Below are 12,336 nucleotides of genomic sequence, written 5' to 3'. Positions count from 1 at the left end.
TTATCCAAACCAATGGCGGGTACGGTTGGCAAACCAGACCAGCGATAACATCACCGGCACTTCGACCAGCACCCCCACCACAGTGGCCAGTGCCGCGCCGGAATGCAGACCAAATAAGGAAATGGCCACCGCCACCGCCAGTTCAAAAAAGTTGGAGGTGCCAATCATACAGGCCGGAGCGGCAACATTGTGCGGCAGCTTCATCTGTTTGGCCGCGAAGTAGGCAATGGCAAAGATGCCGTAGGTCTGGATCAGCAGCGGTATGGCAATCATGCCAATCACCAATGGCTTGTCCAAAATGGTTTCGGCCTGAAAACCAAACAGCAGCACCACAGTCGCCAGCAGACCGATAATAGACCAGGGTTTAAGTTTGGCGACAAAAGCATTTAAGCGGCTGTGATCATCGGCCTTGTCCAGTTTTTTGCGGGTGATCACCCCGGCAATCAGCGGCAGTACCACATACAACAGCACCGACAGCAACAGGGTTTGCCAGGGCACCTGAATATCGCTGATGCCCAGCAAAAACGCCGTGATAGGGGCAAAAGCGAAAATCATAATAATGTCGTTGATAGACACTTGTACTAATGTGTAGTTGGGGTCGCCCTTGGTTAGCTGGCTCCAGACAAACACCATGGCCGTACAGGGTGCCACGCCCAGCAAAATCATCCCGGCGATATATTCACCGGCGGTTTGCGGGTCCACCCAGTCGGCAAACAGGCCTTTAAAGAACAGCCAGCCCAGCAGTGCCATGGTAAACGGCTTAATCAGCCAGTTCACCACTAAGGTTAGTGCCAGCCCCTTGGGCTTTTTACCCACATCTTTGATGGCGGCAAAATCAATCTGGATCATCATCGGGTAGATCATCAGCCAGATCAGCACCGCCACCACCAGATTAACATGGGCATATTCCAGTGCCGCCACCTGGGCAAACAGCCCAGGCGCCGCATTGCCCAGCAACACCCCGGCGACAATACACAGTGCCACCCACAAAGACAGATAACGTTCAAATAATCCCATTGCCCGCTTCCTTATAATGAACGCTGATTAACGCGCTGCATCAGTTGTTCAGCACTTTCCACCCGCTCGGAATAACGGTCCACCAGATAGGCACTGTTATCCCGGGTCAGCAGGGTAAACTTCATCAGCTCTTCCATCACATCCACAATACGGTTGTAGTAGCTGGAAGGCTTCATTCTGTTGTTGTCGTCAAACTCTAAAAAGGCCTTGGCCACCGACGACTGATTGGGAATAGTCAGCATACGCATCCAGCGCCCTAATACCCGCAGTTGATTGACCACGTTAAAGGACTGCGAGCCGCCTTCCACCTGCATTACTGCCAGTGTTTTGCCCTGCGTGGGCCTAACGGCTCCCATCGACAGCGGGATCCAATCAATTTGCGCTTTCATAATGCCGGTCATGGCACCATGGCGCTCGGGTGAGCACCAAACCTGCCCTTCTGACCAGATCACCAATTCGCGTAGCTCCTGCACTTTAGGATGGCTCTCGTCGGCATCATCCGGCAGCGGCAAACCGCTGGGGTCAAAAATTCGCACCTCGCCACCCATACGGGTCAACAGGCGCGCGCACTCTTCAATCACCAAACGGCTGAACGCACGGGTTCTAAGCGAGCCGTACAGCAATAAAAAGCGCGGCTTATGGCTGGATAAGGGGGCTTGTAATTGCTGTGCATCCGGCACCTGAAACTGGCTTTCATCCAGATTAGGCAGTGACATATCCTGTAGGCTCATTGACTGGCTCCCAGTTGTTGCAGGGCCTTGGCCCAGGTGGATTTATCCTGGCCAGCCAGGTCTTTTAGCGCCAATACCCGCGCTTTAATCAGGTCGATGCAGTGCCTGAAGGCCTCGCTAACTTGTTCATCACTGCCGCTGAGTTTGGACGGGTCTTCCAGCCCCCAGTGCAGTTTCAAGCTTTTGCCAAACCACAGTGGGCAACTCTCACCGGCCGCCGAGTCACACACCGTAATCACCAAATCCGCGGCAAAGTCCTCAAATTCATCCCAGGACTGGCTTTGCAGGCCATCGGTGGTAATACCGGCTTCGGCCAGGTATTTAAGTGACAGGGGGTGCACCTGACCGGCCGGCTGACTGCCGGCACTTCTGGCTTCAATCAGGCCATCTGCCAGATGATTGGTAATAGCTTCAGATAAAATGCTGCGACAGCGATTATGGGTGCAGATATACAGAATCTTCATATTATGACTCACAGGATGAACAGGCCGTCAGCTGTTGCTGGCAGTCGGCTAAAAATTCGCTGTTATGCTGCGCGGCGCTGGCAATAACCTCTTGCGCCCAGACTGGCAATTCGGGATGCAGGCGGTAATACACCCATTTGCCGCGGCGCTCATCGCTAAGCAGATTGCATTTGCGCAGATCGGCCAGATGCCGCGATACCTTAGGCTGACTTAGCTGCAATGCCGATTGCAGATCGCAAACGCACAGCTCCTCATGCAGGCTGATCAGCAGCAGGGATTTAAGCCGGGTATCCTCGGCCAGGCATTTAAAAAACGTCAAGGGTGATAGCATAAGCCCTCCTTTTACATGCGAAAAATCATATATATGAAATTTCAGATGTAAAGAGATTTATTCAACACATAGTGAAATATTCGGCGGGCAAAAATAAGAAAAGCCACATAGGTGGCTTCAGAACGCGTCAACCAAACTTGGTCACAGATTGATACTTACCCCTGTAACACCAAACTCGGGATCTCAGCCTCACCTAATTTGGCCGCCACATACAACGTGCCGCCGCTGATACTGACCGAGCACATCATAGAACGCTCAACCAGTGCAGCCAGAGACTGAATGGCCGGCCAGGGGAAACGCATTACGCTGATGGGCAGACGCCTGAACTGTGCTTGCTCCTGCTGCCACCACACCTCAGATTTTTGATTAAAACTGTAGATTTTGACTTCGCCAGCCTGGCGTGACGCCTTTTTGATGCGCTCGAAGGCAGGTTCACCCACATCTATCCAGGTCAGCAATTGGTCATCCAGGCTGCGCTGCCAGATATCCGGCTCATTGGGGGTACTAAGTCCGGTGGTAAACACCAGGCCTTCCCGGGCATTTAAACAATAGGCCATCACCCGCGCCATCATACGCTCGGTCGATTCTGACGGATGCTGCGCCACAGTCAGATGCAGGGTGTCGTAATAATCCCGATCCAGATCAGACAAGGAAATAATAAACTTAAAAATGGTGGGCTTAAGCGCCAAAGGAATGCCTTGTTTATGCAATACCGCCTCAGAATAAGGCGATTTGCCCTAGCCTAGCAGATAGCAAGGGCAAGACACTAGCGACTTAAGCCCTATGCTGCGTCAGCGTGGCGTGGCGCTGACAGGCTCAGACAGCTGAATATGCTGGTTACCGCGGCCTTTTATCCAGCCAGGAAAATGCCCATCCAGTTGTACCTTATCGCTGTATTCCAACCGCAGTGAAACTTCATTCCCGGCTATCTGGTTGTCTTTCAACGTCACATCACGGCTGCAACAGATATAAACCCCGGTTTTGCCTACCCCTTGGATGCGGTTGTTTTCAATCAGCAGGCCATTGTGCACCCCAGGGGCCATGGCACTGGACTCAGTGAGCACGGCTATGCCCGAAGCATCCATGTAGGTGCCATCCCCGTAGCCATTGCCAACCAGAGTATTGTTGCGGATCACTACATCCCGGGTACCAATAGACTCCATCCAGCCGGTGGCCGTATCAATTAGGATGCCGGTGCCGGTATTATCAACAAATTCATTGTTCTCAATCAGCGCGCCGCGGGATTGGAACAGAATTCCCCGGGCTCGAATGCGCTTTACCTGATTATTCTTAAACACTAACCGCGCCACTTTGCTGGCATTGGCCAATAGATCCGTAGGCAGCACTGCACTGTCAATTGGCTGGGCAAAATGCAAATCGGCACTGCCGTCGTCATTCAGCTCAATGCCGGTAAGGGTATTTCTGGCATAGGGTTTTAGGGTGTCGCCTCTGACCCACTCCATCTCATCACCGGGCTGCGGCCAGTCGGGTAACAGATCCTGGGTGTTCACCGACAAATAGGCCCTGACGCTATGAGTGGATACGCTTTTCTGTATGGACAGATAAAAGCCATGCACATTAGTGGCATCATCCCCCATGCCCTCAAAGTAGCTGTCCTGAATACGGATTTCGCCCGTGCAACTAATAAAATGCGTGGCATCAGTATTGGTGGACATCAAGCGGCCCCCTTTAGGCTTTACCTGCAAATTCTGCATCACAATGTCAGCACACTGATGACCGATAATCCCCATACCCGGTGCGGCCAGAATTTGCACGTCTTCAAACCTTACCTGACTTGTCCGCAGCAAATGAATAGCAGGACGATAGTTGCCTACATGACGCAGAATCACGCGATTCCCCACCGGCACAGCCTTGCTGCCACTGATCCTGACCAGCTGTGGCGCCAAAAGCTGCAGTGGAGCAGACAAGCGCCAGTCATCCACCAGCCCCAAGCGATTGCGCTGCACATCAAAATCCATCAGCGCCCAGACAGGTTCGCCCCCTTGCAGCGGAAAGTCGTTGTCCACCTGCAGATCAAAACCATCGGCGCGACTGGCCACCACAGTGCCTACCGAGAACGCCGGTCTTTGCCAGTCGATACTCAGCCCCTGCACGCGAACCTGCTGAGAATCGACAAACTCCATTGGCTGGACTAAACCGTGAAACACCAATCTGGCGTCTTCGCCGATGATCTCCACTTTGCTGAGTCCAACAAAAGACATGGCTTTATGATAGGCAATGCCCGGCTTCCCCCATTTAGTGTCGTAGTGCAGTTCCCCACGCATTAAACGCGCGAAATCTGCTTGTGCGCCGGGCAACTTGAAATGATATTCACCAGCAGGGAAACGCAAGGTGCCACCGCCCTGGCGATGCAGTTGTGCAATGGCGGCTTGCACTGCCTGGCTGACATCCGGTTTGCCAGGCACCGCACCAAAATCCTGCACATTGATGTCCTGGGCCTTAACCGAGGCGTGAAGGCTGCCAGCGAGCAGGCAAAGCAGCAGGAAAAGTCTAGCGAGTCTGGGTTGCATGCTCTGCCTCCGCTCCACCATTAAGCTGGGTATTGGGTAGCTGCAGGCGCTTCACGCCCAGCAGGGCCAATAAAATCCCCGTCAGTGGCGTCAGCCAGTTAAAGAAGGCATACAGGGCATAATCAAAGGGATTCACCAGCAGCACCGACTGCATATAGGCACCGCAAGTATTCCAAGGGATCAGCGCCGAGGTGCACGTGCCGCCATCTTCCACCGCGCGGGATAAATTCTCCGGCGCCAGATAGCGCTTTTCGTACTCGGGTTTAAACATCCGCCCAGGCATCACAATAGCAATATACTGGTCGGCGGCAATCAGGTTAGTACCAAAGGCGGTGCTGATGGTGGTGATAATCAGGCCGGCTACTGACTTGGCCATTTTGAGCAAGGACTGCACCACACGCTGCAATAGCCCCGTGGCTTCCATCACCGAGCCGAAGGTCATAGCCGAGATAATCAGCCAGATGGTATTTAGCATCGAGCCCATACCGCCGCCACTGAGCAGATCTTTGAGCAGCGGGTCAGGGGTTTCCAGATTTACCCCGGCATACATCGCCTTCCACACCACAGTGATAGTGCCGCCAACTTCGCCCAGACTGGGATCGGCCTGGGCCTGGATAAAGTCCTGCTGAAATAGCACCGCCATCAGAGCGCCAAACAAGGCGCCGATGCCAATGGCGGGAAAAGCGGGCACCTTGCGAAAGGCCAGAAACAAAGTGATCCCCAGCGGCAGCAATAAATACCAGGCTATATGAAACTGCATAGACAAACTGCCCAGCAAGGCGTCCAGTTCCACCGGCTGCGCACCGCGCCCTTCCTGCAGGCCCAGGATCAGAAATAACACCAGGGTCAGGGCAAAACTTGGCAGAGTGCTGTACAGCATAAAACGGATATGAGTGAACAGGTCGGTGCCTGCCACTGCGGGAGCGAGGTTGGTGGTGTCAGACAAGGGCGACAACTTGTCACCAAAATAGGCACCGCTGACAATGGCACCGGCGCAAATCACTTCCGACAGACCCAAGCCACTGGCGACCCCCATTAGTGCGACACCTATGGTGGCTGCCACTGTCCAACTGCTGCCGATGCTCAGCGCCACAATGGCACAAATAATACAGCTGCTCAGATAGAAATAGTCTGGGTTTAATAGCTTCAAGCCATAGTAAATCATGGTCGGCACGGTGCCGGATAGCAGCCAACTGCCAATGAGTGAACCCACCGCCAGCAGGATCAGAATCGCCCCCAGCGTCAGGCTGATGCCCTTCACTATGGCCTGTTCAATCTGCTCGCGCCGATAACCGTTATAGCGGCCAATCACGGTAGCCACCCCGGCACACAACAACAGGGCTATCTGATTGGGGCCAGAGGAGGAGTCATCACCAAAGTAATACACCGCCAGAAACAGCAGAAGCAAGAGCGCGGCAATAGGGATAAGGGCTTGCAGCAAACTGGGCTGACGAGGTTGGGACATAAGCGACATCTCCTTTGAGTCAACCTCCATTTATATTACAAGCCATTAACAATGACAACATTTATAATATAAATAAGATTATTAGTATTGAATGGCGAAATTCCACACAGCACGCAAAGGCATCAGCTCCGGCACAACGTCAGGGTTTTTCACAATGGTAAGCAGATAAAAAAATCCCGGGCATAGCCCGGGATTGACAGTAAAGGAGGTGCGTACACCTCCAGACAGGCACAGGAAACTTAGAACTTGGCGCGAACACCCAATGCATAACGAGGGCCGGTTTCAATCACCTGCAAGGTTTGATTGGCGTACTCGGCGCTCTTCACGGTCAGTTCATTGGTCAGGTTAATCCCTTCAAAGAACACAGTGAAATTCTCGTTGATGTCATAGCTGCCGCTGATATCCAGCTGCGCGAAGTCATCCACATAGTGACCATCACGCTGTCTGCTGCCCGAAGTAACCGGCTTGGTTTGCAGGAAACGTGAACGGTTGTTGTAGGCCAGACGCAGTTGGAAGCCGTCTTTCTCGTAGAACAGGATCAGGTTTTGCGAGTCTCCCAGACCAATCAACGGCAGACTGTCTTCGGTAGACTTGCTGTCCACTTTGGTCAGGTTGAAGATCACACCCAATCCATCAAACGGCTCAGGTAGGGTGGTAAACATATGCTGTACAGCAAACTCGTAACCATCCACCTTAGTGCTGTTTTCATTCACTGGACGAGAAATCTCGTACTTGTAGCTACCGCTTGGCAGATTCAGGGTCTCTGGCAACACGCTGGTGCCCAAATAACCGTCAATGTCCTTACTGAAGTAAGCCAGCGCAGCATAGCTTCCTTCCTCGTAATACCATTCCAGCGACAAGTCGACGTTTTCTGAGGTGTAAGGTGCTAGCAGCGGGTTGCTACCGGAGCCACTTAAACCATCGATTTGACCGTCACCATAGCTGGTCAGCGGGCTCATCTCGTTCAGTTCGGGGCGAGTCATGGAGCGTGAAATCGCACCGCGGCCTACCAGAGTGTCTGTAAAGTTGATATTGGCATTCAGGCTGGGTAGCCAGTCCTGATAGCTGTTGGTGATCTCCACTGGAACATAGTCGTCGGAGTACACAGCAAAGACCTTGTTAGGCTCATTCTGTGAAGGTAACAGATCTAGCAGGGCAATCTGTTTGCCGCTGGAGGTGCTTTGGGTATCCACATAACGCATACCGGCCACCAGGCTCCAGGGCATATCGCCTACTTCGCCTTCCAGTTTGAAGTCGGCATACAGAGCCAGCACTTCTTCATTCACTTCATAGGCGGACTGGTCTGGCACTATGCCGAAACCGTTGCGGCTGAATACCGCTTTAGCCGCTTCGGGATCATCGAGCAGTGCAATCACTTCGTCGCGGCTCAGATAGGCCATGATCTCGTCGGTGTTAAAGGTCGGCCACTGGTTAACCGGGGTACCTGAGGCACCAGACAGGAAGCCGTCGGCATCAAACAAGTTGAACAAAGAGTCAGGCAGCGGCACACGCACGCTGTTATCTGCATAGATCCAGGACAGTGGGCCTTCGGTTTCACCATAGACCTTATTCAAAGTACGGTCTGAATAATGGGCACCGAAGCGCACTTCCACCAGCGGACCGGCTTCCAGATACAAACGGTTATCCAGCTTAGTACCGAAAACCTCGTCTTCCAGCTTGGTGCCTTGCAACGAAGTCCAGCCAGCGGTCAGGGTATCGCCGGCTTGTAACTGATCGAAGGTCATGGTGGGCACTTGCTGGCCCTGCTGGCGGTCATAAGAGAAGGTGCCAGGACGGCCCACAACTACATCAGACCAACCTTTACCCGGATCGGACTCAGCTTTGGACGCACTGATATCCAGTTCCATACGCCAGTTGTCTGTAGCTTGCCATTCAGCATTAAAGCCGTAGGCATCCAGACTGCTGGAGGCATCAGACTGACGCGCCATAGACTCTACATACACATCGACGAAGTCGGCATAAATCAGGGTATTGTTTTCATCCAGCACCGGATTACGCACGTTGCCAGGGGTAAACCAGGAAGGATAAATATCCTGTCTGCCCTTCACATCATAGGTTGAGTGCATGTAATCCAGGGTCATGGTCAGATCTTCAGTTGGCGCATACTGGGCCACAAAGGTACCGCTTAAACGCTCTCTGTCTTCGCTTTGTACTATCTGATCATAGTTACGCGGGAAATAGATTTCGCCATAGTTCTGGCCGTCCAGATCACTGGTAGTCTTGAAATAGTAAGCAGTGTTAGCTTCTTCATAACGGCTTTCACGTTGGTAGCTGGCCAAAGACACCAACACACCAAATTTGTCGTCGTTAAAGGTATTGCTGATAACCCCAGATAACTGCGGCTTAGTTTTGCCGGTCATGTCATCGTACAGGGCCTTGGCACTGGCAACAGCCTGAAAACCTTTATTGTCAAAGGGGCGCATGGTGGTGATATTAATGGTCGCACCTATGGCCCCTTCCTGCAGCTCGCCTGATTGGGTTTTATATACTTCGGCGCCGTTGATAAGCTCGGTGGGCAGAATATCAAAACTAAATGCACGTCCACCTGGCGTACCTTCCCAGCTCATGGAGGAAGGATCGCCCACAGTCGCCAGCATCCGGCCGTTCAAGAGTACGGCGTTAAATTCCGGGCCCATCCCCCGCACCGTGACCAGTTGGCCTTCACCGCCTTCGCGGTCAATAGATACGCCGGTAATACGCTGTAATGATTCGGCAACGTTCTGGTCGGGAAACTTACCAATGTCCTCGGCTGAAATCGCGTCTACCACGTTGGCGCTTTCGCGCTTAATGTCCATGGAACGAATCAGACTTCCCTTAATCCCTTTGACATTAATGACTTCAACCTGTGCATCCTCACCTTGCAGGGCCTGGTCTTGCGCCATGGCAGGTAATGCCAGGCCCAGATTACAGGCCACCAACATGGGCAAGTACGCGAGTTTAGGTTTTCCAGCTAGCATGCTTATACCTCGTGCTTTAAATGAGTCCAAGTTTGTTGTTGTTCAGTTTCATGTGGAAGAAGGACATCGATGCTACGTCAGTAACAATACCATCACATTAAAACTATTTATAATATAAATAACTCAATTTCATTTTACAAACAATTAACAGAAGAAATTTCATGCAAATTCATTTGAGCGAGACACCCTTTGCCGTGAAAGCCCATGCACAAAGGCGATACAAGCCATCGACAAACAGGATGAATTTTCATATTGCATTATTTATAGTATAAAATGAAGCATCAAAAATAAGCACCGTCTTCCCTTGCCTCTTTGATGAGTGAAATGCAGGGTGGCAGATTGCGAGGAATCATATGTTCAGGACTACGTTATTGAAGCGCAGCGGTTTAGGATTATTGCTGACCACCAGTCTGCTATCTGGCTGCAGTCTGCACCAACAAGGTTTAGAAACCTTATCTGCACCACAACAGACCAAACTGGACCGCCACGGCAGTCCAGATGCCATGCGCATGCTGGATCAATTTGGCAACCAACGCTTTAATCCCTTGTTTGATCTGGGCGCCTGGCATGGGTTCTTGCAGCCCAGCAAAGTATCGGAGTATGGCACCTTTAATGGGCCAATGATTATCGCCGAGGAATACGGCCTCTATCTGGCCAGCCAGCTTGAGAAGCTGCAAATTGTCGATACTACCAGCGGCAAAGCATACCGTTACGAAGACGCCATAGTCCGCCTGGATGAGCAGGATGGACACCTCCAGCAGCACTACCAATGGTCGGATCTGACCCTGGTTCTGACTCTGGACTTCGTGACGCCACGCACAGCTTTGGTCAGCACCCAGTTGGTTAACAAACAAGACAAGCCAAGAAACCTTCAGCTTCACTGGCAAGGACAACTGCTGACAGACTGGCAAAAGGACCAAGCTGTCAGCGACCAGTACCCCTCCTGGCAACGCGGTCTTTCGGTCAATTCGAAAGAGGTAAATATTGCCCTGGGCGCGCAGCGCAGCACCTGGAATATGATGCTGTCCGGCACAAGCCTTTATCAGATCCGACGCTCTGTTAATGCCCAAAGTCAGGTGCACGGCGAGCTGGCCTATCAAGCTGAAACCAGCCTTTCCCTGGCTGGCAACCAACAGCAAACTTTGTACACCAGCCATAGCTATGTGCATGATGAACAGGAATGGCAAACCGAAGAGGCGCGTCTGAATCAGGTGTTTGATGCACCGCAGCAAGCCATCAAACAAAGCCGTGAACGTTGGCAGGCATACCGTAACTTAGGGTTACGTACCGATTCACTACTACCGGCCAGCCTGGCCGAGAAAGCCATGCAAACCTTATTGGGCAACTGGCGTGGCCATGCTGGTGCGCTAAAACATGATGTGGTTACCCCCTCGGTCACCGCCCGCTGGTTTAACGGTGCCTGGGCCTGGGATAGCTGGAAACACGCCGCCGCCATGGCACACTTTGCCCCACAGGTGGCTAAAGACAACATTCTGGCCATGTTCGACTATCAGGTGCAAAGCACGGATAGCCTTCGTCCCCATGATGCAGGCATGGTCATTGATGCAATCTTTTACAACAAAGACGGCCAGCGTGGTGGTGACGGCGGCAACTGGAATGAGCGCAATACCAAGCCGCCGCTGGCGAGTTGGGCAGTGTGGGAGCTATACCAAGCCACAGCTGACAAGACGCTAATTGAACAGCTCTACCCCAAACTGGTGGCGTACCATCAGTGGTGGTACAAAAATCGTGACCATAATCAGAATGGGTTGGCCGAATACGGTGCCACAGCCCACCCTTTACATAACGACAGTCAGGGCAATATACGCTTTGATATCAAACCGCAAGCTGACTCCACACTTGCACAAGGTATCCATGCAACATGTCAGAGCAAAGCGGACGGCTGGTACCAATGCGCGGGGGCCGACCTTTACGAACAGGTGCTGACATCCGGTCAGTATCTGGAGCTTGATATCGGCGCCCAGCACGGTGCCGGATGGGAGTCTGGTATGGATAATGCTGCGCGTTTTGGCTTTATCAACCAAGAACAACTGCAAGCGTATGCCAAGACGCATTATCAGGGCGATATCAAGCAAGCCAGGCAAGACTGGCAAGTGCGTTTTTTTGAAAACCACAATGCGGATGGACAACTGCTGGGTTTTTCCATCGATCAGGAGTCCGTTGAACTCAACGCTTATCTGGCAATGGAGAAAGGCTTACTGGCCAAGATGGCCTCCTTACTTGGACTGACAGCGCAAGCCGGGCAATGGCAGCAGCAAAGCCAGCAACTGGCTCAGAAGGTCAATCAGTGCTTCTTCGATACGCAAAGTGGCTTCTACTACGACAGGCAAATTGGCCTGAGTGAGCAGGATGACTCGGGTTGTGGCGGCAAACTACTGACCGCCAGGGGCCGCGGACCAGAAGGCTGGTCACCGCTATGGGCTGACATTGCCGACCAGCAGCGGGCCGACCAGGTTGCCAAGGTTATGCTATCCACCAGCGAATTTAACAGCCATATTCCCCTTGGCACAGCCGCCCTCAGCAACCCGGCTTATCATCCGGATATTTACTGGCGCGGCCGGGTGTGGCTGGATCAATGGTATTTTGGTGTGATGGCACTGGACAAATACGGCTATCACAACCAAGCCCGAGAGCTGGCTTTGCGATTAATTCACCATGCCGACGGCCTGCTTGAAGAGGGGGCCATTCGGGAAAACTACCATCCCCTGAGCGGGGCGGTGCAAGGCGCGAGCAATTTCAGTTGGAGCGCCGCGCACTTGTACCTGATGTACCGGCAGTTAGCCAAACAAGACTAGCCA

Annotated in this window: 9 protein-coding genes; 1 reads left to right on the top strand and 8 read right to left on the bottom strand. The window is 52.7% G+C overall.

Features of this window, described 5'->3' with window-relative positions:
• From arsB to KJY73_RS03255, 8 genes are all read right to left on the bottom strand, one after another.
• Positions 1–1,017: an ACR3 family arsenite efflux transporter gene (arsB, locus tag KJY73_RS03290; protein ID WP_214340291.1), complete on the bottom strand. Its 1,017-nt coding sequence runs from the start codon at positions 1,015–1,017 to the stop codon at positions 1–3.
• 11 nt (positions 1,018–1,028) lie between these two features.
• Positions 1,029–1,748, bottom strand: coding sequence for an arsenical resistance protein ArsH (gene arsH, locus KJY73_RS03285; RefSeq protein WP_214340290.1), 720 nt, complete (start codon positions 1,746–1,748; stop codon positions 1,029–1,031).
• Positions 1,745–2,212: an arsenate reductase ArsC gene (locus tag KJY73_RS03280; RefSeq protein ID WP_214340289.1), complete on the bottom strand. Its 468-nt coding sequence runs from the start codon at positions 2,210–2,212 to the stop codon at positions 1,745–1,747. Before KJY73_RS03280 ends, arsH begins: the two co-directional genes overlap by 4 nt.
• A 1-nt stretch (position 2,213) precedes the next feature.
• Complete coding sequence (locus KJY73_RS03275) at positions 2,214–2,543, bottom strand: metalloregulator ArsR/SmtB family transcription factor (RefSeq protein WP_214340284.1); 330 nt, start codon at positions 2,541–2,543, stop codon at positions 2,214–2,216.
• 155 nt (positions 2,544–2,698) lie between these two features.
• Complete coding sequence (locus tag KJY73_RS03270; RefSeq protein ID WP_214343202.1) at positions 2,699–3,232, bottom strand: YaeQ family protein; 534 nt, start codon at positions 3,230–3,232, stop codon at positions 2,699–2,701.
• A gap of 102 nt (positions 3,233–3,334) precedes the next feature.
• Entirely contained in the window at positions 3,335–5,074 is a 1,740-nt protein-coding gene (locus KJY73_RS03265) for a right-handed parallel beta-helix repeat-containing protein (protein WP_214340282.1), read from the bottom strand.
• Positions 5,055–6,539, bottom strand: a complete 1,485-nt coding sequence (nhaC, locus tag KJY73_RS03260; protein WP_214340280.1) for a Na+/H+ antiporter NhaC — start codon at positions 6,537–6,539, stop codon at positions 5,055–5,057. Before nhaC ends, KJY73_RS03265 begins: the two co-directional genes overlap by 20 nt.
• A gap of 239 nt (positions 6,540–6,778) precedes the next feature.
• Positions 6,779–9,517 carry a TonB-dependent receptor gene (locus KJY73_RS03255; protein ID WP_214340279.1) on the bottom strand — a complete coding sequence of 913 codons (2,739 nt, stop codon included), beginning with the start codon at positions 9,515–9,517 and terminating at the stop codon, positions 6,779–6,781.
• A gap of 353 nt (positions 9,518–9,870) precedes the next feature.
• Between KJY73_RS03255 and ygjK the strand changes: the two genes are divergently transcribed.
• Entirely contained in the window at positions 9,871–12,333 is a 2,463-nt protein-coding gene (gene ygjK / locus KJY73_RS03250; RefSeq protein WP_214340278.1) for an alpha-glucosidase, read from the top strand.
• Positions 12,334–12,336 lie beyond the last annotated feature (3 nt).

It is taken from the genome of Bowmanella yangjiangensis (assembly GCF_018531185.1).
GTDB classification, from domain to species: domain Bacteria; phylum Pseudomonadota; class Gammaproteobacteria; order Enterobacterales; family Alteromonadaceae; genus Bowmanella; species Bowmanella yangjiangensis.
Note: the sequence above shows the minus strand (reverse complement) of the source record. Positions and strands in the feature narration are given on the sequence as shown.

Bases quoted from the DNA above. Each gene is read 5' to 3' on its own strand.
- arsB (WP_214340291.1), bottom strand. From the start codon at position 1,017: ATGGGATTATTTGAACGTTATCTGTCTTTGTGGGTGGCACTGTGTATT.
- arsH (WP_214340290.1), bottom strand. From the start codon at position 1,748: ATGAGCCTACAGGATATGTCACTGCCTAATCTGGATGAAAGCCAGTTT.
- KJY73_RS03280 (WP_214340289.1), bottom strand. From the start codon at position 2,212: ATGAAGATTCTGTATATCTGCACCCATAATCGCTGTCGCAGCATTTTA.
- KJY73_RS03275 (WP_214340284.1), bottom strand. From the start codon at position 2,543: ATGCTATCACCCTTGACGTTTTTTAAATGCCTGGCCGAGGATACCCGG.
- KJY73_RS03265 (WP_214340282.1), bottom strand. From the start codon at position 5,074: ATGCAACCCAGACTCGCTAGACTTTTCCTGCTGCTTTGCCTGCTCGCT.
- nhaC (WP_214340280.1), bottom strand. From the start codon at position 6,539: ATGTCCCAACCTCGTCAGCCCAGTTTGCTGCAAGCCCTTATCCCTATT.
- KJY73_RS03255 (WP_214340279.1), bottom strand. From the start codon at position 9,517: ATGCTAGCTGGAAAACCTAAACTCGCGTACTTGCCCATGTTGGTGGCC.
- ygjK (WP_214340278.1), top strand. From the start codon at position 9,871: ATGTTCAGGACTACGTTATTGAAGCGCAGCGGTTTAGGATTATTGCTG.